Origin of the sequence: Candidatus Symbiopectobacterium sp. 'North America', from assembly GCF_015762685.1 — a bacterium.
In the GTDB taxonomy this organism is placed as follows: domain Bacteria; phylum Pseudomonadota; class Gammaproteobacteria; order Enterobacterales; family Enterobacteriaceae; genus Symbiopectobacterium.
The window spans coordinates 1-24,788 of sequence record NZ_PEHF01000053.1 but is presented as its reverse complement, the minus strand read 5'-3'; the positions used below and the strand labels follow the sequence as shown (position 1 = coordinate 24,788).

Here is a 24,788-nt window from a genome sequence, read left to right as displayed (position 1 = left end):
CGGCGAAAGCCGGGGATCTCTCTGAGGATAAACGCGTTTCTTCTGCAAGAGATTCCCGGCTTTCGCCGGGAATGACAGGGGCGGTGGGAATTACTGTGTTAGATCGATTTGTCAATAATCTCGCCTAGGCGAGGTAGTCAGTGGGTAACAATCACATCCAACGCACGCAAGTGCTCCGGTTGCCAGGAGAGCAGCAATTCTGTGCCGGGCTTCCAGTGTGGTTGGATTTCGCTGGCAGGCAGTTTCACCATAAAAGGCGATTGGCCTGCCACTTCCGTCATCATGCGCACGTGATCGCCCAGATAGATAACTTGCTGAATACGCGCGCGAACCTGTTCTGAACCGGCAGTTAATGGATTGGCGTTGACGCGAATACGTTCCGGGCGGATACACAGACTGATTTTTTTGCCGGGCGAACTCGGGCGAACCTTGAGGGCGCGTAATACGGTGCCGTCGTCCAATGTTGCCAGATAGTAATCGCCATCAGTGCCGCTTTGCGTGGTAACCAGCGTATTATTTTCACCAATGAACTGCGCGACAAAGGTGTTCTGCGGGCGTTCATAAATATCGCTCGGGCTGTCCATTTGCTGGATGATGCCATCGTTGAACACAGCAACGCGGTTCGACATGGTCATGGCTTCGCTTTGATCGTGCGTCACATACACTACGGTTAAATCCAGTGATTCATGCAGGGCTTTAATCTTTAACTGCATGTGCTCGCGCAACTGCTTATCCAATGCGCCCAGCGGTTCATCCATCAGCACCAACTTCGGTTCAAACACCAAGGCGCGCGTCAGTGCCACGCGCTGTTGCTGCCCACCGGACATCTGCGCCGGGTAGCGATCCGCCAGGGCGGTGAGCTTAACGCGATCCAGAACGCGATCCACTTTCTCCTTGATATCACTCTTGTTCATGCGACGAATGGAGAGTGGAAACGCCAGATTCTCGGCAACGGTCATATGTGGGAACAGCGCATAGTTCTGAAACACCATGCCAATGCCGCGCTGGTGCGGCGGCAGGCTGTGCAGTGGGGCGTCTTTCAGCAAGATTTCGCCTTGAGCGGGGGTTTCAAACCCGGCCAACATCATCAAACTGGTGGTTTTACCGGAGCCGGAAGGGCCCAACAGGGTTAAAAATTCCCCTTCCTGGATGTCCAGATTCAGGTTCTTGACCACCAGACGATCGCCGTCGTAGGTTTTCTGAATATTCTTGAAGCTGACGTAGGTTCTCATGCGTCCAATCTCTCGCGTAACGGTATTATCACAGCCGTTATGCATAAAGCATGCCCACTCAATGAAATCGTTGTGTAACAACGTGGTTAAAAGTCAAAACAGGGGGTGAACGGTTATTGCTATGCGCCATCGTGGGGCGTCATTGCAGTGGTTTGCTTACGTGTGGTGCAGTGCGCCGCAGAAGCAGCGCACGATAACAGGGCACTAACGCGCAAGGCCGGGCAGGGTGCGCAGGCAGGCAACCACTACATCAAAAGCACGCACAATTTCACCCTCTTCAACGCTGGCATATCCCAGCAACAGGCCGCGTTCAGCGGTGGGGCGCAGGTAGTAGCTGGAGAGCGGTTTCACCATGACGCCGTGGCGGAGAATCTGCGTACTGAGCAACACGTCGTCCACCTGTGCAGGCAGTTTTAATAGCATATGCAGTCCGGCATTGCTGCGATCGCCGACATACTCGCTACCAAGGTGGGTTTCAATCAGTTGCGTCAACAGCGCGCGTCACCGGGCATAAAGTAGTCGCATGCGGCGAATATGTGCCGCATAGTGTCCTTCACGAATAAACTCACTCAGCGTTGATTGCGTTAGCCAGTGCCCGCCAAGGTATAGCTCGGCGTGGGCGACCTTGAGTTCCTGCGCTAATTGCGGCGGCAGTACCATATAACTGACGCGCAAACCGGGATAGAGCGTCTTGCTGAAGGTGCCGATGTAGATCACCGGTGCATTTCTATTCAGCCCTTGCAGCGCGGGCACCGGGTTGCCGGAGAAGCGGAATTCGCTGTCGTAATCATCTTCCACGATCCAGCTATTGTGCTCCTGCGCCAGTGCCAACAGCCGTTGGCGGCGCGCCAGACTCATCACGGCACCCAGCGGATACTGGTGCGACGGGGTTACGCAAATCAGACGCGGCGCGCGCCGGGGGGCGGTGTTTCCGGCGGAGCCATCCCCTGATCGTCCACGGCAATGGGCGTCACGCGCAATCAATTAATCGTTAGCACGTTGCGCATTCCCCAGTAGCAGGGGTCTTCAATCCATGCGCTATCACCGGGATTACATAGCATCTTGGCCAGAAGATCCATGCCCTGGTGGGTGCCTTCGGTGATCAGCACCTGCTCCGGCGTGCACTCCACTGAGCGGGCCACGGGCAGATACTCCGTCTGCGCCAACTGCAACTCCGGGCTGCCACCCATCGGTGAAGTAAGAGAGCTGTTCCGGCTTGATGCGTCGCATCAAGCGTGTTTGCGTGCGACGCCAGAGATCGTGCGGAAAGCTGGCAATATCGGAAATGCCCGGCATAAAAGCCCCCCACTGACGTGCTGAAGCACCGGCGTAGCCCAGCAGGTTCATCCCGCGCCGAGACCGTGCCGGTGCGGCGGCGTGTGAAGAGCCTTCCTGCGCATCAGGTACGCGCTCCATATTGCCATCCGGCAGTTGCTCTGTGACAAAGGTGCCGCAGCCGGGCCGGGTTTCGATATATCCCTCAGCCAGCAGTTGTTCATAGGTGGCCAGCACGGTGTTGCGTGACAGGCTGAGCTGTTGTGGCAGATCGCGAGATGAGGGCAGACGACTGCCCGTCGTGATAGCGCGCGCCAGTATGGCCTGACACAGCGTATCGTATAGCCGCTTGTTCAGTGTGCCTGACAGCTGTTTGGCTAACCGTTGCATCAATAAGTCGGTAAGCAGCGAGCGCAAAGTTGATCCCTCAAATTGTATAAACTGGCTTTGGATTATAGGACCAGAGAGCGCATAAATAGAATCAAATTTGATAACGGGTCTGTCGCCATCTCATTCACCGGCCTGTCAATACTACCTTGTGCTTTGGGTGCGAACGTAATCGGGAGCTGAAAAATGAGTAATAGCGAATTGAATCAACGCTGTTTAGCCGCTACACACGCGTGGTGTGGCTGTCATGTGTGATTTTTATGCGGCGCGTGCCGAGAACGCCACGCTGTGGGATGTGGAAGGCAACGAGTACATCGATTTCGCTGTCGGTATCGCCGTATTGAACACCGGTCACCGTCACCCGAAAATTGTGGACGCGGTGCGCAAGCAACTGGATTGCTTCACGCATACCGCCTATCATGTGATTCCCTACGGCAGCTACGTGGAACTGGCTGAGCGCATCAATGAGCGAGCCCCCATCGAAGAAACCGCTAAAACCGCCTTTTTCACCACCGGTGCCGAAGCCGTTGAAAATACCGTGAAAATTGCCCGTGCCTACACCAAACGCCCCGGCATCATCGCCTTTAACGCCGCGTTTCATGGTCGCACGCTGCTGACGTTGACGTTAACCGGCAAAGTGGCACCGTATTCTACCGGCGTCGGTCCGTTCCCCAGTTCGATCTTCCATGCGCTGTACCCAAATGAAGCGCGTGGCATCTCGGTTGAACGTGCGCTGGAGAGCCTGGATATTTTGCTGCATACCGATATCGGTGCCGATCAGGTGGCTGCCATTATTCTTGAGCCGGTTCAAGGGGAAGGGGGTTTTGTCCCGGCACCGCCGGCATTCATCACCACCATTCTCAAAGTGTGCGATGAGCACGGCATCCTGCTGATTGCAGACGAAGTACAAACCGGCTTTGCCCGCACCGGCAAACTGTTTGCTATGGAATACTACGCAGAGAAAGCGGATCTGATCACCATGGCGAAAAGCTTAGGGGGTGGCTTCCCGATTTCTGGCGTAGTCGGTCGCGCTAACGTGATGGATGCACCTGGCCCTGGCGGATTGGGCGGCACCTATGTGGGCAACCCGCTGGCCGTTGCTTCTGCGCTGACCGTGCTCGATATTATCGATGAAGAACAGCTGTGCCAACGAGCGCAACGCCTCGGGGCGCAGTTGGTGGAAACGTTGCAAGGTGCCAAGGCATCTTGTCCGGGGATTGTGGCGATTCGCGCCCAAGGGTCAATGGTGGCCGTCGAGTTTAACGATCCGGCGACTGGCAAACCTTCCTCTGAACTGACGCGCCGTTACCAACAGGCGGCGTTGGAACAAGGTCTGCTACTGTTAACCTGTGGAGTACACGGCAACGTGATTCGTTTCCTGTATCCGCTGACGCATCCCCGATGCGCAGTTCAGTCAGGCGCTGAAGATTTTGACCAGCGTGTTGGCGAAGTAACCAGAGGAATATTATGCAATTGAAAAACAAGGTGCTTTTCCGTCAGCAATGTTTGATCGACGGTGAATGGTAGAATAGCGAACGTGGTGACACCCTAAAGGTGACAAACCCGGCGACCGGGGCTGTGCTGGGTTCTGTACCATTAGTGACAGCGTCACAAACATCGACAGCGATTGCGGCAGCGGAAAAGGCGCTGGTAAGTTGGCGGGCATTGACGGGGAAAGCCCGTGCGAGCCTGCTGCAAAACTGGGCTCTCCTGATAGTTGAACATCAGGATGATCTGGCAGCGATCCTGACGTCTGAGCAGGGCAAACCGCTGGCGGAAGCGAAAGGTGAAATCACCTATGCCGCCTCGTTTATCGAGTGGTTTGCCGAAGAAGCAAAACGCATCGAAGGCAGCGTGTTGCAGACACCGCAAGGGCATCAGCGCCTGTTGGTGATCAAACAGCCGATTGGCGTGTGTGCGGCCATCACCCTTGGAATTTCCCGGCGGCGATGATCACGCGCAAAGTGGGTTCAGCACTGGCGGCAGGCTGCACCATGATTGTCAAACCGGCCGAGCAAACGCCCTTTACCGCGTTAGCATTGGCGGAGTTGGTTAATCAGGCGGGCATTCCACGCGGTGTGTTGCAGGTGATTACCAGTGAAGCGGCTGAGGTGGGTAAAGTGCTGTGCGACAGCTCGGTGATCCACAAGCTGAGTTTTACCGGGTAGACGGAAGTGGGCCGTATCCTGATGGCACAAAGTGCGCCGACGGTGAAAAAATTGTCGCTGGAGCTCGGCGGCAACGCCCCGTTTATCGTGTTTGATGATGCTGATTTGGAATCTGCCATCAAAGGTATTTTGGCCTCGAAGTTTCGTAACAGCGGGCAAACCTGCGTCTGCGCTAACTGTATCTACGTACAACAGGGTATCTACCCGGCGCTGAAACAGCGTTTGGTCGAAGAGGTTGAGAAGCTGAAGGTGGGCGAAGGTACGCAGCCGGGCGTTACGCAAGGGCCGCTGATTGATGCCGATGCTGTCGATAAAGTTGAGCAACACATTGCCGATGCGTTGGGTAAAGGCACAACGTTACTGACCGGTGGCAAGCTGCATACGCTGGGTGGCACCTTCTTTACGCCGACCGTGATTTCCGATGTTACGCCGCAAATGCGCTTTGCGCGCGAAGAAACCTTTGGCCCGGTGGCGCCGTTGTTCCCGTTCAAGGATGACGCCGAGGTTATCGCCATGGCGAACAACACCGAGTTCGGTTTGGCTGCCTACGTGTATACCCGCGATGCAGTACGCCAGTGGAAGGTGCCGGAAGCGTTGGATTACGGCATGGTCGGTATCAATACCGGTCTTATCTCCAACGAAGTGGCACCGTTTGGTGGGGTGAAACAGTCCGGTTTAGGACGTGAAGGCTCGCATTTCGGCATTGAAGATTATCTGGAGATGAAATATCTCTGCGTAGATTTGTCGTAATGCCAGGTGGCACGGTTCAGAAACCCACTTCTGACCGTGCCGCATTCTGGCGTAATGTTGCTGGCAGCCTCCGCCTTTTGCTGGTGCAGTGTGTGATCTGATGCACCACAACAAAGCAAAAAACGCGGCGTCAGGACAGAGCAGCCAGACATAAAAATTCCCTATGCCTTTTTCAGGCTCCAATCGCGGTAATTCAGCTAATCAGCTAGGGGTAATCCGAATTCATTGCACAGATTATGCTTTTTATTTGATGCATGATGCATCAAATAAATTGTGATGGGTACAGCCCACATTTTACGTTGACGAACTCTCCAGGAGCCGCACTATGTTGACCAAGAAGTTACCGTCCAATATGTCCGCAGTGAAAAAAATGGCGCTCTGTGCGCTGGTTACTGCCATGGCTTCGCAGGCCTATGCTGAAACCGTAACCGTTGTCTCGTTTGGCGGCTTGAACAAGGACGCTCAGGATAAAGCTTTCTACAAACCTTTCGCTGTGGCGGGTAAAGGAACGATAGAAGCGGGTGAATACAACGGGGAAATTGCCCGTATTCGCGCGATGGTGGAAACCGGCAAGGTTGGCTGGGATGTGGTTGAAGTGGAAGGGCCGGAGCTGGTACGCGGCTGTAACGAAGGGATGTTTGAGCCGCTGGATTGGAAAAAACTGGGTAACCCTTCTGACTTCGTGCAGGGCGCGGTTTCTGAGTGCGGCGCAGGGATTTTCCTTTGGTCTACGGTACTGACCTATAACGCGGCCAAACTGCCGCAGGCACCGAAAAGCTGGGCCGATTTCTGGGATGTGAAAACCTTTCCCGGCAAACGTGCGCTGCGTAAAAGCGCCAAGTTTACGCTGGAGTTTGCGCTGCTGGCGGATGACGTAAAACGTGAAGACCTCTACAAAGTGCTGGCAACCCCTGCCGGTGTCGATCGCACGTTCAAGAAGCTGGACCAAATCAAACCGAATATCCAATGGTGGGAATCCGGCGCGCAGCCGCTGCAATGGCTGGTGTCTGGCGATGTGGTAATGACCTCCGCCTACAACGGCCGCGTTACTGCGGCGCATAAAGAAGGACATGATTTCCGCATCGTATGGAATGACAGTATTTACGATCTGGACAGCTGGGCCATCGTGAAAGGCACTAAACATAAGGCGTTGGCAGAACAGTTTATTGCCTTTGCCAACCAGCCGGAAAACCAGAAAGTGTTTGCTGAAACCATCCCCTATGGTCCAACGCACGTTAAAACGACCAGCCTGATCTCACCTGACGTAGTGAAAAACCTGCCGACCGCGCCGGATAACCTGGCACAGGCCTTGCAAGTTGACACTGAATTCTGGATTGACCACGGCGAAGAACTGGAACAGCGCTTTAACGCTTGGGCTGCGCAGTAAGTTGGTTTTGCCGTATCTGTGATTGGAGGTAAATGTATGTCCCAGAATAACCTGGCTGCGGCGTTGCCGCCCGCCAACGAAAGAGAAGGGAGCCTGTTGCTGAAACAGCAGCTCAAAACGGCCGAAGCGCTGTATAAAAAGCGTTCTTTGCTGTTGATTGCGCCGCTGTTCCTTTTTTTGATGGTGAGCTTTCTCTTTCCGATATTTTCGATTCTGGGAAAAAGCATCTCGAATCCAGAACTGCGGGAAGCCATGCCGATGACCATTGCCGCATTGCGGCAATGGTCTGGCAACGAATTACCCAATGACGCGGCGTTTAATGCTGTGGCCGCCGATTTGCGTCAGGCGCGTAGCGCAGGACAGGTTGCCATGATCACCAAACGTCTCGGCTATGAAGGATCTGATTACCGTACCCTGATTAACCGCACCTTGCGCCAGTTGCCTGCACCTGACAGCAGTAACGTGCGTGAACAACTGATTCAAACGCAACCGATGTGGGGAGAACTCTCCACCTGGCGCACGCTGGATCGCGCTTCGCGCCCTTTCACCAGCTATTACCTGCTGGCGGTGTTCGATCATCGCGTTGACCCGGCATCGGGAAACATTGTTGCCCAACCGCCGGAACAATTGCTGTATGTCGATGTGCTGCTGCGTACTCTGTTGATGGCCGGTGTCGTGACGCTGCTGTGCGTTGGATTGGGCTATCCGCTGGCCTACTGGCTGGCAAAACAGCCGACTAACCGCGCCAACTTGCTGATGATTCTGGTGTTGCTGCCATTCTGGACCTCGCTGATAGTGCGCACTGCAAGTTGGATTGTGCTGTTGCAATCGGGCGGTTTGATCAACCGCGCCTTACTCGGTATTGGCATTATCAATGAGCCGCTGGTCATGGTGTTTAATCGCGTCGGTGTCTATATCTCAATGACGCACATTTTGTTGCCGTTTTTAATCCTGCCGCTGTATGCAGTGATGAAGGGGATTTCTCCCAGCTACATGCGTGCGGCTATTTCGCTGGGTGCGCATCCGTTTGAGGCTTTCTGGCGCGTGTATGTGCCGCAAACCTATGCCGGGATCACCGCCGGTGCGCTGCTGGTGTTCATGATGGCTATAGGCTACTACATCACACCGGCGTTGCTGGGCGGGCCGAGTGACCAGATGCTGAGCTACTTCGTGGCGTTCTTCACCAACACCACCATGAACTTGGGGATGGCAGCCGCGCTGGGTACACAACTGCTGATTATCGTAACGCTGCTCTACATTAGGAGAACCCTGATGAGACAACAAGGTGCCGTGGTCCTGCGTTTATGGAAAGGCTTCTTTAATTTTTACGGTGCAGCGATGCTGCTGTTCCTGGTGGTGCCAGTGCTGGTGATCGTGCCGCTGTCGTTTAACGCCGGTTCTTTTCTCAGCTATCCGCTGACCGGATTTTCGCTGCGCTGGTATCAGGAGTTTTTCAGTTCCAGCGCCTGGTTAGGGGCGCAGGGCAACAGCCTGATGATTGCCCCGCTATCAACGCTGTTAGCCACGGTGCTTGGTGTGCTGGCCTCCATCGGTCTGGTACGCGGTGAGTTTCGCGGCAAAGCGTTGGTGATGGCCGTGCTGATCTCCCCGATGATCGCGTCGGTGGTGATTGTGGCGGTCGGGATGTTCTTCTTCTTCGCCAAACTTTCGTTGCTCAATAGCTATCTCGGCTTGGTGCTGGCCAATGCCATGCTCGGTGTACCCTTTGTGGTGATTACCGTAACGGCCATGCTGAAAAATTACGATCACAACCTGACCCGTGCCGCCGCCAGCCTGGGTGCGCCGCCACTCTATGCGTTTCGCAAAGTGACGTTGCCGCTTATTGCGCCGGGCGTGTTCTCCGGTGCACTGTTTGCTTTCGCCACTTCGTTCGATCAAGTGATTGTCACGCTGTTTCTCGCCAGTCCGCGCTAGCGCACGCTGCCGCTGCAAATGTTTGCCGGTATCAGGGAAAACCTCGATCCAACTATTGCCGCCGCCGCTTCTATGATGGTGGGGGCTGCACTGGTTCTGCTGATTGTGATGGAAGTGCTGCGCAGGCGTGCGGAGAAACTCAGAGGTGGTCGCTAGCAGTCAGTCGAGTACTGTTTTTTGATTGTTAGTCTCCCGCATTGGGTGCGAACCTCGCGGGAGACTGAGAAGTCCGGTTGCCTAAGTGCCGAAAATTTTACACCGTCACCTGCATGACGTATGCCGTGCTTGTCGGGTCAGATTTTGCTGAACAGCGTGCTGTTTCGGTTTTTTTTAACGCTAAATTTTATGATGCATCAAATATCTAATGAGGTGTCTATGTCCGAGCAAAAGACCTTGTTGTTGACCGGCGCGAGTCGCGGGATCGGTCACGCCACGGTGAAGCATTTCCATGCGGCTGGATGGCGTATTTTCACCGCCTCACGGCAGAACTGGGTGGAGGATTGCCCGTGGGTTGAAGGGGTACTGAACCATACCCACCTCGATCTGGAAGATATCGATAGCGTGCAGGAGACGCTGCCGCTAATCAAAGAAAAACTCGGCGGCAGGCTGGATGCGTTGGTCGATAACGCCGGCATTTCACCAAAGGGTGTGGATGGCAGTCGCCTTGGCGTACGCCAGACTGACTACGCCACCTGGCTCAAGGTGTTTAACATCAACCTGTTTTCCTGCGCACTGCTGGCCAACGGACTGTTTGATGAACTGCGTGCCAGCCAGGGTAGTATTATCAATATCACCTCAATTGCTGGTGCGCGCGTGCATCCGTTTGCCGGCAGCGCCTATGCCAGCTCCAAAGCGGCACTCTCTGCGCTGACGCGGGAAATGGCAAACGAGTTTGGACGCTACGGCATTCGTGTCAATGCGATTGCTCCGGGGGAAATTGAAACCAGTATCCTGTCGCCGGGCACCGATGAGATCGTGGCGCGTCAGGTCCCGATGCAGCGTCTGGGAAAACCCGAAGAGGTGGCAAGCCTGATCTATTTCCTGTGCAACAGCGGTGCTTCCTATGTCAATGGGGCGGAAATTCAGGTTAACGGAGGCCAGCATGTGTGACGTTCAGAATGCAGGCACGCTGATGACGCAGGCCGTACCGGAGGTTTCTTGTCAGCAGGCGCAGGCGCTGGTCTGGCAATACTATGGTCTGCAAGGGGATGTAACCTTGCTAACCGGCGAACGTGATAAAAATTTTTGCCTGACAGTGCCCTCCGGGCGTCGCTATATGCTGAAGGTGATCAATGCCGCCGAATCCGTGGCCGAAAGTCACTATCAGACCGCGCTGTTGCTGCATGTTGCTCAGCAGGCAGCGGCGCTGCCAGTGCCGCGCGTGGTGCTGACGCGCTATCAGCAGGCGGAACCGGTGGTGTATATTGACGGCAACGCGTTGCGCATTCGTCTGGTGAGTTTTCTGGAAGGCACGCCACTGCACGCAGTAACACCGTCTATTGCGCTGATGGAAAGTTTAGGCAGCACGCTGGCACAGTTGGATGTGGCATTGAGCCGTTTTTTTCATCCGGCGGAACAACGGCAACTGTTGTGGGACATCAGCCGCGCCGAGCAAATTCGGCCTTATCTTGCATTTGTACATGACGCTGAACAGCAAGCGGCTATCACGCAGATCCTGCAACGCTACGATAGTCATGTGACACCACAGCTAAAAACGCTGCGCTAGCAGACCATCCATAACGATATGAATCCACACAACGTGCTGGCAGAAGTAGGGGACGCCACGCGGGTGAGTGGCATTATTGATTTTGGTGATGCCCTGTATGCGCCGTTGATCAATGACCTAGCGACAGCGTTGGCGTATCAGGTCCATGACGGGGACGATCCCTTCGCTTTTATTGTGCCGTTTACCACGTCTTACCATACGCATCTGCCGTTAACCGAACAGGAGATCGCGCTGTTGCCCGATCTCATCATGACGCATCTGGCGCTGATCGTGACCATCGCACAGTGGCGCGCTGCACGTTATCCGGAAAATCGTGACTATTTGCTGCGCAATTTGCCGAGTAGTTGGCGCAGCCTGCAACAAATGACCCGTTATTCGCACGACCAGTTCTGTCAGCGGATATGGCAGGGGATAAAGGAGATAAATAATGACTGAAGTGACAACGTCATCAGTAAATGGCAGCGCCGAACTGTTGGCGCGTCGTCAGCGCGTATTGGGTCAGGGTTATCGACTCTTCTACCAGGAGCCATTGCATCCGGTGCGCGGCGAGGACGTGTGGCTGTTCGATGCGCAGGGCAAACGCTATCTGGACGTGTACAACAACGTGGCATCGGTAGGACATTGCCATCCGGTGGTGGTGGAAGCTATTGCCCGGCAGAGCGCGCAGCTTAATACGCATACCCGTTATCTGCATCATGCCATCGTTGATTTTGCTGAAGATTTGCTGAGTGAATTTCCGGCTGAACTAGATAACCTGATGCTGACCTGCACCGGCAGTGAAGCTAACGATTTGGCCCTGCGCATTGCGCGGCATGTGACGGGCGGCACCGGGGTTATCGTGACACGCTGGGCTTATCATGGTGTTACCAGTGCGCTGGCGGAGCTTTCACCGTTACTCGGCGACGGTGTGGTGCGCGGCAATTATGTGAAACTGATTGATGCGCCAGATAGCTATCGTCGGCCCGGTGCGTTTTTGGCGTCGGTGCAGGCAGCATTGGCGGAGATGCATGCAAAAGGCATCCGTCTTGCGGTGCTGCTGTTCGATACCATTTTTTCCAGTGATGGCGTCTTCTCCCCCTTGGCTGGAGAAGTGGCGCAAGCAGTACAGTGGGTGCGCGACGCGGGGGGACTGTTTATTGCCGATGAAGTGCAGCCGGGTTTTGGTCGCACCGGTGAAGCCATGTGGGGATTCGCCTGCCATCAGGTGGTGCCAGATCTGGTCAGCTTAGGCAAGCCGATGGGCAACGGGTATCCGATCGCCGGACTGGTGGGTAAATCGGCGCTGTTCGCAGCGTTTGGCCGCGATGTGCGCTATTTTAATACCTTTGGTGGTAACCCGGTATCGTGTCAGGCGGCACACGCGGTGTTGCGAGTGATCCGCGAAGAGCAACTGCAACAAAACGCGTTGCGGGTCGGGCATTGCCTGCGTGAAGGGTTGCAAGCGTTAGCACAACGTCATGAACTGCTGGGCGATGTGCGCGGCAGCGGGATGTTTGTCGGTGCGGAACTGGTGAGTGACCGTGAAAACAAAACGCCAGCCAGCGCTGAGGCCGTGGCGGTGGTGAACACCATGCGCCAACGCGGCGTATTGATCAGCGCTACGGGGCCGACGGGCAATATTCTGAAGATTCGACCACCGCTGGTATTCAGGGAAGAGCATGCCACGCTGTTTCTCGATACGCTGGATGCCGTGCTGACAGAAGTGGCGCAGCGCTAAAGGCTGCGCCTGTCGGGGGCTTTGCGATTAGCTAACGCGTGCCCGTGATGCGTTGACACCTTCTTGCAACGACCGGGTAAACTCAGTGAAAGAGAGGGTATCCAGCTTCAGGGAAGGCAACACATCATTTTGCTCCCGCAGATCGCATTGCCACACGGCGCTGGCAAGGGTAATCGATGCACTGTGTAGCGGCAGCGCGATTCCCGCTTTGCGTGCGATCGCTTCCGCGAACACCAACCCATAGGGAGTATCTTCCAGAATAAAACGGGTATTTATGTCGACCGGGCCGGATGGTCCACCGCGTCGGCGGTGCAACTCGGCGGCGATCTCGCTCAGCGTACGGCAGGATACATCGAATGATTGCTGAAAATGTGCTTCAATGCTGTGCAGTCTCAGGCCAAAGGCGTGTGCCAAGGCCTGCCACTTCTGCTCCAGTGCCAGAATCAAATTCGCCACCCCATCTGTCATATAGTGATATTGCGGCCAGCGTTCCTGATGCTCAATGCGTGTGACATTACAGAGCGCCAACCCCAGATGCGTAATGGGATTGATATTGATTAATGACGTTGCCATGATATTGGATTACGGCTGGAATCGTTTGCCAACCAGCTGATCACACAGAGCGATGGCCGCCGCATTCTGTTCGGCAGGGAGCGTGGCGACATGTACACAGCGGCGTGTGGTCATCAGGGTGACGCCGTTTTCCTCTTTGCGCCGGGCGGTGAACGCGGTGGTTCCCCAAGTAATAATTGGTATGCTGACGGCGCGCTGTGACAGCAATTGTGACAAAAACAAGGCGTTTAATGAGCACGCGGAATTAATGATAACCGGTTGTCCCGTCGTCAGATGGGGTGCCAGCGTTTCCAACACCGTACGATGACCATAGCCCGGAATGCACAGCAGTACGGCATCTGCGCCGCGTACCGCAGTGGCGATGTCGGTGGTAACGGTTGGGCGACATTCCCCTTCGATGATGCCAGTATAGTGTAGCCCGGAATGGGCGGTAGAAATGCCTGCCAGCGTATGTGTCTCCCTTGCCCAGAGCACCGTCTGGTGACCGTGATGGCACAGCCAGGCTGCGCTGGCGAACCCGATATTCCCTGCAACTAAGAGTGCTACTTTCATCTGTGATTATCCTTTCAATCACGCAAATGTCGGTATCAGGCAAAGTGAATATCTCACCTTGCGTAATACACGAGGTAGTCGTGTATTCAAACCCAGGTTATTTCAGGCTGGACGTATCTTGCGGCGAAAACGCCAATAAGGGGTAACAAAAATAAATAATGTGAGCAGCACCAGAATGATATTGTTCATCGCTGACGCGCCAGGTACGCAGTAGTGGTTTTCTTTGCGCAGTCGCGATATCCACGCTAACCCAGCCCTATTGGCCTGATTCGACCCACGTCGCCTGCACATGATGACGTACCGGCAGGTTCAACGCCGTACGATTGAGGGGAATTACGCTTGTGACTGATTCTCCTCAGTGTGCTCAATGAACGCCAGCATGGTATCACTGCCATCGAGAATATCCTGTTGGATGGCATGCTGTGCGGCGGTTCCGTCCTGTTGACGTAGGGCTGCCACGACGTCTTGATGGTGCTCAATCGCCATCTGATGGGAGAAATGGGCATAGGCCTGGGCAATCAGCGGGCCGGTGCGCATCCACAGGCTGCCGATAAACTGGCTGAGCAGCGGCATGTCAGCCATCTGCGACAGCATCAGATGAAATTCGCTGTTAAGACGCAGTGCCGCGCTTAAATCGTTATCATCAATCGCCTGAAGATTTTGCGTGATATTGGCGTCCAACTCGGCAAGTTTACTCGGTGTCATCAGCGCGGCGGCGTGCAGCGCACCACTGCCTTCCAACGACACGCGCAAGGTGCGAATCTCAATAAACTGCGCGCTGGTGAGTTGTGGTACGCGGATATCGCGCGGTGTTTTCAGTATCAGCGCCTGTTCTTTGGCGAGTTGCAGGATGGCATCGCGCACCGGGGTGACGCTGGTCCCGACCTGAGTGGCCAACTCGCGAATACGCAGCCGATCGTCAGGTTTTAGCCGCCCCATAATCAGCGCTTCGCGCAGCATGGTGTACACACTGGAACCCAGATAATTGTGGTTGATTTGCCCAATTGGATAATTCACGCATTCACCCCGAGTAACAGCGCATTCCTGTCGCTTGAATCGGCGTATTATACAATACGATGCATCATCGTGCATCGACTTGCCGAAAAAGAAAACCGTTTTCCACGGCGAACGTGAAGATAAAATGCGCGGCTGCGCAATTTTGTTCTAAACCCAGCGAGAATGCGGAGTGACAATAGTGTGAATATCCGGATACTGCTAACAGAAGTGGTAACAGCAGGGAGCACTCTATGAGCAAAGCAACGCCACGTGAACAGGCGCAGTACCATCGATTGGAAGCCTTTGGCGGCTTGGAAATGTTGCAGGCGCGCTATTATCGCCAACGGTTTTCTCGCCATCTGCATGATACTTTTTGTGTTGGTGTGATTGAAGAAGGCGCTCAGCGTTTTTATCGCACTGGCGGTGAGCACGTTGCGCCACAGGGAGACATCATTTTGGTCAATGCGGATGATGTGCATACCGGGTGCTCGGCCCGTGAAAACGGCTGGGCCTATCGCGCCATTTACCCACATCCGGATCTGTTTCGCGCTATTTCCCACGATCTCCACCACTCCGAAGGGACGGTGCCGTGGTTTCCTGACGCGGTGCTACACGATCATGGGTTGGCGCAGCAGTTACAGATGGCATTTCGCTTATTGGCTCAGCCGGGCAACACGCTGTTAAAAGAGACATAGCTGTTTTCATCACTGAGTTGGTTGATGTTGCGTTACAGCAAAACCCGCCGTACGCCGCGCCCGTTGCCCTTTTCCGAACAGCGCGTGTTACAGATAAAAATGCTGCTGGATGATACGCCAGAGCAAGAGTGGTCCCTGAGCACGTTGGCGGCGATGGCGGAACTGAGCCCGTGGCACTATTTACGCCAATTTAAGGCGCTGGTGGGCATTCCGCCACACGCGTATCAGGTGCAGGCGCGGTTGCGCAAAGCCAAAACACTGATGCTGCACGGGCATACGCTCGCAGCGCTATCGTCGCAGTGCGGTTTCTCCGATCAGAGCCACTTTACCCGTCATTTTAAAAATGCCTTTGGCGCAACGCCCGGCAGTTTTATTCAAAGCATCGTCTGGGATCATACGGCGCGAGAGCCGCTGCTAGGTTAATTAATCACCTTAAAACGGCCGGGTTGGGCAGCAATCTTGTTCAATACGCTGTCCCCGAGGTTTGGCTAGCCTGAATGACCGCATCTATTACAAAGGTCTCAGATCGCTATGGAAAAGCATGTTTTATCACAACCGGGCGCTGCGCCAAACGCCAGTTTACCCGACACGCGGTGGCGCGATATTCGCGCCGGTGTTCTTGATATGTTCCCGTTTTGTCTGGCGGTGTTGCCCTGGGGCATTCTGGCGGGCTCGATGGCGGTGCAGGCTGGGTTGCCGTTCTGGCAATCCATTGGGTTGTCGGCGTTGGTGTTTGCCGGTGCAGCACAGTTGGTCACGCTGGGATTAGTGATGAGCGGCGCCAATGTCGTTACGATTCTGATCACCGTTTTCTTCATCACCACCCAACATATTATCTACGCGCTGACCTTGCATGATTACGTTTCCCGCCTGGCGCTGCGCTATCGTCTGCCGATTGGCTTCTTGCTCACGGATGAACTGTTTGCGCTGAGCGGAGGCAAGTCGGCACAGCAGTCGCGCTCTGTCAGCTATTTGATTGCTGCGGGCGGGTTTTTTTATGTCTGCTGGGTGATCTTCAGCCTTGCCGGTATCGTCATGGCTACACGGATACCTGATTTGGCCCGCTATCATTTAGATTTCTCGATTATCGCCACCTTTATTACCATCTTGGTACCGATGGTGCGCAGCATCAGTTCGTTACTGGGTGTGTTGCTGTCGCTGGTGCTCTCCATGGCGCTAGCCTATTTCCACGTGGAAGGTGCGGTGGTGATCGCCGGTCTGAGCGGCATGTTCTTTTCAGCATTGCTGTCACGACGTGGGGAGGAGGAGCTATGAGTGGTGCATTGTTGTTTGCGTTGGCGGGCATTGTGTTTTTCAATCGCTATCTGTTTCTTGAACCGCGTCTGCCAATTCGCTTGCCAGCACTGGTACAGCAAGCGCTGAAATATTCAGCCCCTTGCCTGCTGACAGCAATATGCGGTCCGATCATCTTGATGGATCACGGTATTGTGCGACCGATCGGCGATAATCCCTATTTGTGGGGCGCGCTGTTTAGCGTGATTATCGCTTTCTTTATCCGCAATATGCTGCTGGCAGTGGTACTGAGTTTGATCTTTTTTGCGCTTCTGCTTTCGCTGTAATCGGCGATCGTAAAGGCGGTTTATTATACTGGGCGCAGTATATCCCGTCGCTGCCCAGGTGTACTGCGCTTTTTGTCTCATCGTATCTCACGTTTAATATGCGCTATGGTTAAACCGCCTGCGACTCGGATTGCGCATTGAGCCAATAGATAAAACGAGAGGTTGATGGGCTATCCGGATCGCAAAAATCAATGTGGGTTCCCCGAGTGATTTTTATCAGTTCGACGGGAGTGCCTTTTTGCCGGGCTTGCCGCGCATAGTCGTCTATTTCGCCAATCGGGAGCACTTCATCATGCTCACCGTGAAAAATAACCTGTTTACCCTGGGCAGGTAGCAGGGCAATAGGAGAGGTATGGTGGTAAATATCTCTGTTTTCATCGGGCGTACAGCCGAGGAATGCCGTGATAAATTCCTGCCGTTGTATATCGCGATAGCTTTCTACTAAATCAATCACCGGGGTCAGACCGATGAAAACGTAGGGAATAATGGCCAATGCATGCTCACCCAAGCGGGCTTTATGATTGCCTAGCCACAGGCTCAAATGCCCTCCCACGGAATGACCGGCGATATATAACGGACGCAGAGCAAGCTGGGGATGCTTTTTACTTAACGGGGCTAATTGATTGATGGCGTCGATCGCATCGATAAACGTCTCGGGGTACCCCTGCGGGAGATAACCGACTTGACGATATTCGATATTCCAGACAGCAAAGTCATTTTCAACCAGTTTTACTGCCACCGCATCAAGTTGGCTTTTATCGTAAGGCATTTTCCAGAAACCGCCATGGAACAGGCAGACGGTCCCCTTGTTTTTCTGGGCGGGAATGTATTAATCCCCGGTCTGGTGCGAGTCGGTGCCATATTGTTCCGTAAAAACCTGATATTGCAGGTTGTTGTGCATAACCCTGTTTCCTTAAATCCTCTCTTCTAAAAATGATAAAGCTGGTTTGCTTTTTTATTCATTGACGCAACGTTCATTTCTCACTACTTTAACATAACGACATGATAATGTTTATATTATTGTTTTATATGTGTTATTTATCTTGATGTTCCCCTCGTGACATAAATAAGTAGCCAAACAGACAGGCAGCGCGCAGCCGGATTCCGTCAGTAGCGATGTTCCTGCAACGTATCCATTATCCGCATTCACGAGAGGAGTTAACCCGGTCATGATTCGGTTAGAAGGCGTGTGCATAGACTTTCCCGGTGGTAAAACCGGTCAGGTCAGAGCCGTCAACGATGTTAATTTAACGATCCGCTCCGGCGAAGTATTCGGCATTGTCGGCACTAGCGGTGCAGGGAAAAGCACGCTGCTACGCACCATTAATATGTTGCAACGTCCTACGCAGGGCCGCATCAGTATCGGTGAGACACTCATCAGCCAGGCCTCGGGACGCGAACTGCGTCAGCATTGTCAGCGTATTGGTATGATCTTCCAGCATTTTAACCTGATGCATACCCGCACCGTGTTTGAAAACGTGGCGTTTAGTTTGCGCTCCGTCGGGAAATCCCGCGCGGAGATCGCGCAACGGGTGCCGGAAATACTTGAACTGGTAGGGCTGTCCGAACGCGGTAATGCTTATCCGGCGCAGTTGAGCGGCGGCCAGAAACAACGAGTGGGTATTGCTCGCGCCATTGCCAACCATCCCGATGTGTTGTTGTGTGATGAACCGATCTCGGCGCTCGATCTGGAAACCTCGGCGTCGATTCTGGAACTACTGAAAAATATCAATCGTCAGTTGGGCATTACCATGGTGCTTATCTCCCACGAAATGAACGTCATCAAAAGCATCTGTCACCGTATGGCGGTGATGACGGGCGGCAATATCGTGGAGGAAGGCGATGTGTTTGATGTGTTCTGCGTGCCAAAACATCCTTTTACCCGAAATGAGCGCGCGCTCGGGCATATCATTGCCCAGATTTCGCATCAGGATGGCGCACAGGCGGATAACGTCGGTGCCGCACTGGCCTATATTGGCCAACACACATTTGGCGTGGAGGTTGTCAATGAATGAGTTAATGGGTGAATTGAGCGTTGCGTTTGGTGAAACCTTTACCATGGTGTCGATTTCGACCCTGGGCGCGCTGTTGCTCGGGTTGCCGCTCGGTATCGCTATCTATGTGACCGATCGTCATCTTTTCTGGCAGAACCGCGTGGTCTACATGCTCTCCACCGTGCTGGTGAATATTATCCGCTCGGTGCCGTTTGTGATTCTGCTGGTGTTGCTGTTGCCGCTTACGCAGTGGTTGTTGGGCAGCACCATCGGCCCGGTGGCCGCGGCGGTGCCGATGTCGGTGGCAGCCATCGCGTTTTATGCCCGACTGGTGGACTCCGCGCTGCGTGAGGTCGATCCCGGTATTGTGGAAGCGGCTGAAGCGTTTGGTGCCAGTCCTATGCGGATCATTGCTACCGTCTTGTTGCCGGAAGCGCTGGCGGGGCTGCTGCGTGGATTGACCATCACGTTGGTCAGTCTGATTGGTTATTCGGAGATGGCCGGTATTGTTGGCGGTGGTGTTGGGGATCTGGCGATCCGTTTTGGCTATTACCGTTATGAAACCGAAGTGATGGTGATCACCGTGATTGCGCTGGTGGTACTGGTACAACTGGTGCAAACCGCCGGGGATTGGGTATCACGCTGGGCCAACAAGCGTGAGAAACGCTGAGGCCAGATACTGAGAATACAGGGTTATAGACGCATGAAAATTGACAAGATTGTACTGCGCAAAATGAAGATGGCTCTTAAGACGCCGTTTACCACCAGTTTTGCCACCCAAACGGAAAAACACTTCACCATTGCGGAAGTCCATGCCGGGAGCGTTATCGGTTACGGTGACTGCTCCGCGATTTCGTTGCCGTTCTACAACGAAGAGACTAACGTTACTGCCTGGCACATCATGCGGGATTTTCTGATCCCGATGGTGAAGCAGGCCGGAACGATTACCCATCCCTCTGAAGTGCGTGAAATCTTTATGCCGGTAAAACGCAATAACTGCGCCAAAGCGGCGATTGAGGGCGGTATCTGGGATGCCTTTGCCAAACAGCAAGGTATTCCACTGCATCAGGCGATTGGTGGCACGCGCGATCGGGTGGAAGCGGGCGTCAGCATCGGCATTCAATCTTCCCCGCAAAAGCTGGTCGAGGTGGTCGCTGGCTATCTGGACGAAGGTTATCGCCGTATCAAGATAAAAATCAAACCGGGCAAGGACATTGATTACATCGAGGCGCTGCGCAGCACCTTTGGCGATATCACGCTGATGGCCGATGCCAACTCGGCCTATTCGTTGGACGATATCGATTTCTTCAAGCGCCTCGATCGTTTCAATCTGCTGATGATTGAAGAGCCACTGGCGCACGATGACATTGTCAATCACCGTAAACTTCAGGCAGCGATTGCCACACCTATTTGTCTGGATGAAAGTATCGCCTCCGTTGAGGATGCGCGTAAAGCCATCGAGTTGGGCAGCGCCCGCATCATCAATATCAAGGTGGCGCGGGTGGGCGGTATCACCGAAACCAAACTGATCCATGGCTACTGCCAGGCGCATCAGATCCCTGAGTGGTGCGGCGGCATGCTGGACACGGCGGTGGGCAAAGCGCACAACATTGCGGTGGCGATGTTGCCCAACTTCGTTTACGCCCACGATATTCCGCCTTCCAGCCGCTACTGGCATGAAGATTTTATGCTACCGCTGGTGGAAATGGACGCGGATAGCTGCGTCGCGGTGCCAAACGCGCCCAGGATCGGCTTTGATATCAACCCCACGTTGTATCAGCGCTATTGCTACGACGAGGAAACGTTTCAATTTTAATGCTGGGTTCAGCATTGGGGCGTCAACACCAGGGAAACGCCCACTCTACTAAAACAGGAAACGCAACATGACATTCAAAAAATGGTTACCGCTGCTGCTAGTTCCCTTGCTGGGGTTCGGACAAGCCTATGCCGCTGATACGGCGAAAGAGATCACGATCGGCGTTTCACCCGGCCCCTATGGCGATATGGTAAAACAGGCCATCAAACCGGAACTGGCAAAGAAAGGCTATACCGTTACTGTACGTGAATTCAGTGACTATATTTAGCCTAATCTGGCTCTGTCAAACAATAGCATTGATGCCAACTTGTTCCAAAACCGCCGCTATCTGGATCGTTTTAGCGCCGATAAAGGGTTGAAACTGTCTGAAGTGATCACCGTACCGACGGCGAGCATGGGCTTCTATTCCAACAAGGTGAAACACCTTGATGAACTGAAGGCCGGTGATGTGGTGACGTTGCCGAACGATCCGTCCAATCTGGCGCGTTCGTTAGATTTTTTGCAAAAATATGGACTGATCAAGATTAACCCGGATATCACCCCCACCAAGGCATCGCTGCGTGACATCACCGAAAACCCGAAAGGATTGGTGTTTAAACCGTTGGAAGCCGCACAATTGCCGCGCGCGTTAGGCGGCGTAATTGGATCACTGATCAACGCCAATTTTGCCATCTCTGCTGGGCTGAAACTGGCTGATGCCATTCAGTTGGATATTCTGCCGGAAGACCTGAAAAACATGATTGTGGTACGAGCGGAAGATGCCGATAAGCCGTTTGCACAGGATCTGAAAGCGGCTGTTGAATCGCCGGAGTTTGAGGTCTTTTTCGATCGCAAAGACACCATGTTCTCTGCGTTCCAGAAACCAGAATGGATGACGGCGCGTCACAAGCCGTAAGCGTGTCCTCTCCACAGCGCAAAGGCCGCATCAGCGGACTTTTAGGCGGATGACACGTCTTCCTGACACAATCATTCCCGCGCAGGTGGGAATCTCTTGCCGGTGACACACGTTTCTTCTGGCAGAGATCCCCGGCTTTCGCCGAGGATGAGGACAAGGATGCCGAGGATGACGAGGGGGAAAGTAGCTTTGTCTGACTACTCTTGGCTATACATCGCGATGTTTTGCCAGCAGAGCGCTACCTTGTTCTCCCAGTTCCCAGAACAATCCTGTCATGATCGCCACCCCTTCCTCCACCACCGGTCGCAGCAGGTGCTCATTGACCGCATGCTGGCCGCAAGTGGGATAAGAGTGGGGGATCCAAAGCGTCGGTAATCCCAAAATGTCCGCAAACACGTCATTGGGCAGTGAGCCACCCAGATTGGGCAGCAGCGTTGGTGGCTTACCGCTGATTTCGCGCATCAGGTCCAGTGTCCGATCTACCAGCGGATTTTGTGGATCAAAACGCGTGGCGGGGGAGCTATTGAGCAGTTCCACCTCAATATGCCCATAGCCGTGCTGAGCCAAATGACGACGTACATGGTCAACCAGCCGGTCACTGTCAGTACCGACCACAAAGCGCAGTTGGCACACTACCGTCGCCGACGCCGGAATGGCGTTGACCGGACGTGACGGATTGCCCGTAACAAACGAAAGCACCTCAAGCGCGTTCCATCCCAGCAATTTCTCGGCGGCGCTCAGGCCCGGTTCACCCCAATGTGGGTCGATATCCGGGTCACCCGGATTACCAGCCGGTACCACATCTTGTAGTATCGTGCGCAGCGCGGGCGTTAGCGGTGGGGGCAGCAAATCGTCGATCAGAATCTTGCCGTTGCCGTCAACCAGCGTGGCGATGGCGTTGGCAAGCTGTGTGCCGGGGTTGCTGAGTAGTCCCCCCCAGTTGCCAGAGTGATAGGCGCGATCGCGCCCCTGCACATGCAGTTTGAAATTGATGCAGCCGCGTGAACCTAAAAACAGCGTTGGGCTATCGGCATGCAGGCGGGGACCATCGGAGGCGATAAAAATATCCGCTGCCAGCAGCGCCGCGTGTTGGCGACACACGTCGGCCAGCCCTGGAGAACCAATCTCTTCGCCCATTTCAAACAGCAGCTTGCAGTTGAATCCCAGCCGCGCACCGCGTGCCAGATAGACTTGTTCCAGCGCCAGTAAATTGATGGTGTGCTGACCTTTATTATCCGCGCTTCCGCGCCCGTACCAGCGGTCTTGCTCTTCGATCAACTGCCACGGATCCAATCCCGCGCGCCAGTTGGACGTATCACCGAACACCACATCCCCGTGCCCATAAGAAAGGAGCGTGGGTAGTGCAGGATCTTCAATGCGTTCCGCCAACATAAAGGGCATCTCCGGTGCTGCCTCTGTGGTAATAAAATGGCAGACAAAGCCCATGGTTTCCAATACCGGACGCAGCTCGTCGCTCAGGTAAGCGCGCAGGGCGGCATGATTATCGAGTTTCTGGCTCTCGGTGGCTAGCGCCAGGAGGCGTGCCAGCGTGCGAGCAAAATCGCCACGCGGCGCGGCGAATGACATCGGAACGAGTCATAGATTCCTTTATGATTGTTTTGGAAAAGCAAAGGCTATTTAAGGGAAAAACTAGCTTTGCCACCATAATAAAATTTGCAATCAAGCTTTGCTTTTCATATAAACCTCAAACGGCCTATTGGGAATTTCTCAGATTATGTTGAGCAGTGAACTCCATTATTTTCTGGCTGTAGCAACGACGGGCTCACTGAGTGCCGCCAGCCAGCAGCTTTTCGTGGCGGTGTCCGCCATCAGTCGACAGGTTCAGCGTTTGGAAGAGCGCATGGGCGTGTCGCTGTTTGAGCGCCACGCGCGCGGCATGATTTTGACTGACGCAGGTCGTATTCTGGAAAATCATGTGCGCAAAAGCATGATGGATTTGGACGCTGCGGTGGCTGAAATTCAGGGGCTGAGCGCGCAGCGTAAAACGCTGATCAGCGTCGGGTGCACCGAAGGAATGGCCTTCGATGCGTTGCCCAATGTGTTTGCCCACTTTCAACAATCATACCCGGAGACGGCGTTTCACTTAAAAGTGGGATCGGCACAGCAGGTCTCGCAGATGGTTCGTTATGGTGAAGTGGACGTGGCGTTGCAATTTGCGTTTGCACTAGAGCGCGGTGTTGAGGTGCTGCTTTCGCTACCCGCGCCGTTACTGTTGTTGATGGCGGAGGATCACCCGCTGGCAGGTAATACTATCCTGTTAGCCGATCTAGCCGCTTACCCGCTGGCGTTGCCTGAACCGACCACCACGCTGCGTCAACTGTCCGATCTCTCCTGCCGCATGCAGGGCACCTACCTGGAACCCACGCTCTGTTGCAGCAACTTCACCACCCTCTATCACTATGTACTCTCCACGCCGCAAGCCGTAACGGCATGCAGCTTTTACTTGGTAATGTATAAGTGCCGACAAGCACCGCTCCAGCTGGCGAGGTTGGCGATGCGCCAACTGGAACAGCGCTCCTTGCAGGTGCAAATTCAGTCTGGGCATACACTCACCGGTGTGCAACAGGCGTTTATCGCCATGATGCAAAATGAATTTCACGATGCGGAGCCTTACTGTAATTCGCTGTTTGAGATCGATGAGTAGCTGATAGTGATCGGGAGCCTTTCACTGACTTCAGGTAAAAATCGGATTTAGTGTTCAGAACAACCTCGATAACATTCGTGTAGCATAGACGATGTATCAGCAAAACAGCCGATGTTGTTCGACCCGCTTTGTTGGGGGGACGGTTTTTTGCTGATGAAACACATGGAGATTCGTTATGTTACGCAAGCGGCCGATGGCATGTTATGCCAACAGGAAAGGCGCTCTTTGTTTAGATGGCCCCGTCATCCACCGATTACACGCTGCTTATCCCATAAAAGCGCTTTCGCCTAAACAAACGCCTTCAATGGCTCTGCTGCGGCGGTCGTTACGCCGCCAGGGCGGTGAGGGGCGGGGTGTACTGTATTGCCATGGGTCTTCCCCGATCATGGTGGTACACACCCTCAATCAAGTATAATTATCTATACTTGTACCTTCCCAAAGGAGG

15 protein-coding genes and 8 pseudogenes are annotated in these 24,788 nt (G+C 54.2%); 16 read left to right on the top strand and 7 right to left on the bottom strand.

Annotated features, from left to right (window positions below):
* Positions 1-137: 137 nt before the first annotated feature.
* Complete coding sequence (locus CS369_RS11910; protein ID WP_196907291.1) at positions 138-1,232, bottom strand: ABC transporter ATP-binding protein; 1,095 nt, start codon at positions 1,230-1,232, stop codon at positions 138-140.
* Positions 1,233-1,436: 204 nt separating this feature from the next.
* A pseudogene (locus CS369_RS11905) lies at positions 1,437-2,924 on the bottom strand (PLP-dependent aminotransferase family protein).
* Positions 2,925-3,080: 156 nt separating this feature from the next.
* Here CS369_RS11905 and CS369_RS11900 point away from each other — a divergent pair.
* The 8 genes and pseudogenes from CS369_RS11900 (at position 3,081) to CS369_RS11865 (ending at position 12,577) form a co-directional block, all read left to right on the top strand.
* A pseudogene (locus tag CS369_RS11900) lies at positions 3,081-4,348 on the top strand (4-aminobutyrate--2-oxoglutarate transaminase).
* 13 nt (positions 4,349-4,361) lie between these two features.
* Positions 4,362-5,812: pseudogene (locus CS369_RS11895) on the top strand (NAD-dependent succinate-semialdehyde dehydrogenase).
* 325 nt (positions 5,813-6,137) lie between these two features.
* On the top strand, positions 6,138-7,199 hold the full coding sequence (locus tag CS369_RS11890) for an ABC transporter substrate-binding protein (RefSeq protein ID WP_374191056.1): 1,062 nt from the start codon (positions 6,138-6,140) through the stop codon (positions 7,197-7,199).
* A 36-nt stretch (positions 7,200-7,235) separates the two neighbouring features.
* A pseudogene (locus tag CS369_RS23590) lies at positions 7,236-8,459 on the top strand (ABC transporter permease); the annotation flags it as partial.
* Positions 8,460-8,471: 12 nt separating this feature from the next.
* Positions 8,472-9,290: pseudogene (locus CS369_RS23585) on the top strand (ABC transporter permease).
* Between the two features lie 219 nt (positions 9,291-9,509).
* Positions 9,510-10,244: an SDR family NAD(P)-dependent oxidoreductase gene (locus tag CS369_RS11875; protein ID WP_196907260.1), complete on the top strand. Its 735-nt coding sequence runs from the start codon at positions 9,510-9,512 to the stop codon at positions 10,242-10,244.
* A pseudogene (locus CS369_RS11870) lies at positions 10,198-11,295 on the top strand (phosphotransferase). The gene CS369_RS11875 and the pseudogene CS369_RS11870 overlap by 47 nt, the downstream one beginning before the upstream one ends.
* Positions 11,288-12,577: an aspartate aminotransferase family protein gene (locus CS369_RS11865; RefSeq protein ID WP_196907259.1), complete on the top strand. Its 1,290-nt coding sequence runs from the start codon at positions 11,288-11,290 to the stop codon at positions 12,575-12,577. The pseudogene CS369_RS11870 and the gene CS369_RS11865 overlap by 8 nt, the downstream one beginning before the upstream one ends.
* Before the next feature lie 27 nt (positions 12,578-12,604).
* On the opposite strand, the gene CS369_RS11860 is transcribed toward CS369_RS11865, so the two are convergent.
* The 3 genes from CS369_RS11860 to CS369_RS11850 form a co-directional block, all read right to left on the bottom strand.
* Entirely contained in the window at positions 12,605-13,150 is a 546-nt protein-coding gene (locus CS369_RS11860) for an NAD/NADP octopine/nopaline dehydrogenase family protein (protein WP_196907258.1), read from the bottom strand.
* A 9-nt stretch (positions 13,151-13,159) separates the two neighbouring features.
* On the bottom strand, positions 13,160-13,702 hold the full coding sequence (locus tag CS369_RS11855; RefSeq protein ID WP_196907257.1) for a 2-dehydropantoate 2-reductase N-terminal domain-containing protein: 543 nt from the start codon (positions 13,700-13,702) through the stop codon (positions 13,160-13,162).
* Between the two features lie 333 nt (positions 13,703-14,035).
* A complete protein-coding gene (locus tag CS369_RS11850; protein WP_196907256.1) occupies positions 14,036-14,719 on the bottom strand; it encodes a GntR family transcriptional regulator in 684 nt (227 codons plus the stop codon).
* A gap of 230 nt (positions 14,720-14,949) precedes the next feature.
* Here CS369_RS11850 and CS369_RS11845 point away from each other — a divergent pair.
* The 3 genes and pseudogenes from CS369_RS11845 (at position 14,950) to CS369_RS11835 (ending at position 16,973) form a co-directional block, all read left to right on the top strand.
* Positions 14,950-15,816 (top strand): annotated as a pseudogene (locus CS369_RS11845) (AraC family transcriptional regulator).
* 108 nt (positions 15,817-15,924) lie between these two features.
* Complete coding sequence (locus CS369_RS11840; RefSeq protein ID WP_196907255.1) at positions 15,925-16,668, top strand: AzlC family ABC transporter permease; 744 nt, start codon at positions 15,925-15,927, stop codon at positions 16,666-16,668.
* Positions 16,665-16,973 carry an AzlD domain-containing protein gene (locus tag CS369_RS11835; RefSeq protein ID WP_196907254.1) on the top strand — a complete coding sequence of 103 codons (309 nt, stop codon included), beginning with the start codon at positions 16,665-16,667 and terminating at the stop codon, positions 16,971-16,973. The genes CS369_RS11840 and CS369_RS11835 overlap by 4 nt, the downstream gene beginning before the upstream one ends.
* Positions 16,974-17,082: 109 nt before the next feature.
* Here CS369_RS11835 and CS369_RS11830 read toward each other — a convergent pair whose 3' ends face one another.
* Positions 17,083-17,799 (bottom strand): alpha/beta hydrolase, encoded by a 717-nt coding sequence (locus tag CS369_RS11830; RefSeq protein WP_280514782.1) that lies wholly within the window; start codon positions 17,797-17,799, stop codon positions 17,083-17,085.
* A gap of 343 nt (positions 17,800-18,142) precedes the next feature.
* Here CS369_RS11830 and CS369_RS11825 point away from each other — a divergent pair, with 343 nt between their 5' ends.
* The 4 genes and pseudogenes from CS369_RS11825 (at position 18,143) to CS369_RS11810 (ending at position 21,678) form a co-directional block, all read left to right on the top strand.
* On the top strand, positions 18,143-18,988 hold the full coding sequence (locus CS369_RS11825; protein WP_196907252.1) for a methionine ABC transporter ATP-binding protein: 846 nt from the start codon (positions 18,143-18,145) through the stop codon (positions 18,986-18,988).
* A complete protein-coding gene (locus CS369_RS11820) occupies positions 18,981-19,637 on the top strand; it encodes a methionine ABC transporter permease (protein ID WP_196907251.1) in 657 nt (218 codons plus the stop codon). Before CS369_RS11825 ends, CS369_RS11820 begins: the two co-directional genes overlap by 8 nt.
* 33 nt (positions 19,638-19,670) lie before the next feature.
* Positions 19,671-20,783 carry an o-succinylbenzoate synthase gene (gene menC / locus CS369_RS11815; protein ID WP_196907250.1) on the top strand — a complete coding sequence of 371 codons (1,113 nt, stop codon included), beginning with the start codon at positions 19,671-19,673 and terminating at the stop codon, positions 20,781-20,783.
* A gap of 67 nt (positions 20,784-20,850) precedes the next feature.
* Positions 20,851-21,678 (top strand): annotated as a pseudogene (locus CS369_RS11810) (MetQ/NlpA family ABC transporter substrate-binding protein).
* A gap of 207 nt (positions 21,679-21,885) precedes the next feature.
* Here CS369_RS11810 and CS369_RS11805 read toward each other — a convergent pair.
* Entirely contained in the window at positions 21,886-23,265 is a 1,380-nt protein-coding gene (locus tag CS369_RS11805) for a M20 family metallopeptidase (protein WP_374191055.1), read from the bottom strand.
* A gap of 148 nt (positions 23,266-23,413) precedes the next feature.
* Here CS369_RS11805 and CS369_RS11800 point away from each other — a divergent pair, with 148 nt between their 5' ends.
* A complete protein-coding gene (locus CS369_RS11800; protein ID WP_196907249.1) occupies positions 23,414-24,343 on the top strand; it encodes a LysR family transcriptional regulator in 930 nt (309 codons plus the stop codon).
* Positions 24,344-24,788: the final 445 nt, after the last annotated feature.

Excerpts from the sequence above, each read along its gene's own strand:
- CS369_RS11855 (WP_196907257.1), bottom strand. The coding sequence starts at position 13,702 with ATGAAAGTAGCACTCTTAGTTGCAGGGAATATCGGGTTCGCCAGCGCA.
- CS369_RS11865 (WP_196907259.1), top strand. The coding sequence starts at position 11,288 with ATGACTGAAGTGACAACGTCATCAGTAAATGGCAGCGCCGAACTGTTG.
- CS369_RS11835 (WP_196907254.1), top strand. The coding sequence starts at position 16,665 with ATGAGTGGTGCATTGTTGTTTGCGTTGGCGGGCATTGTGTTTTTCAAT.
- CS369_RS11825 (WP_196907252.1), top strand. The coding sequence starts at position 18,143 with ATGATTCGGTTAGAAGGCGTGTGCATAGACTTTCCCGGTGGTAAAACC.
- CS369_RS11875 (WP_196907260.1), top strand. The coding sequence starts at position 9,510 with ATGTCCGAGCAAAAGACCTTGTTGTTGACCGGCGCGAGTCGCGGGATC.
- CS369_RS11805 (WP_374191055.1), bottom strand. The coding sequence starts at position 23,265 with ATGTCATTCGCCGCGCCGCGTGGCGATTTTGCTCGCACGCTGGCACGC.
- CS369_RS11890 (WP_374191056.1), top strand. The coding sequence starts at position 6,138 with ATGTTGACCAAGAAGTTACCGTCCAATATGTCCGCAGTGAAAAAAATG.
- CS369_RS11840 (WP_196907255.1), top strand. The coding sequence starts at position 15,925 with ATGGAAAAGCATGTTTTATCACAACCGGGCGCTGCGCCAAACGCCAGT.
- menC (WP_196907250.1), top strand. The coding sequence starts at position 19,671 with ATGAAAATTGACAAGATTGTACTGCGCAAAATGAAGATGGCTCTTAAG.
- CS369_RS11820 (WP_196907251.1), top strand. The coding sequence starts at position 18,981 with ATGAATGAGTTAATGGGTGAATTGAGCGTTGCGTTTGGTGAAACCTTT.
- CS369_RS11860 (WP_196907258.1), bottom strand. The coding sequence starts at position 13,150 with ATGGCAACGTCATTAATCAATATCAATCCCATTACGCATCTGGGGTTG.
- CS369_RS11910 (WP_196907291.1), bottom strand. The coding sequence starts at position 1,232 with ATGAGAACCTACGTCAGCTTCAAGAATATTCAGAAAACCTACGACGGC.
- CS369_RS11800 (WP_196907249.1), top strand. The coding sequence starts at position 23,414 with ATGTTGAGCAGTGAACTCCATTATTTTCTGGCTGTAGCAACGACGGGC.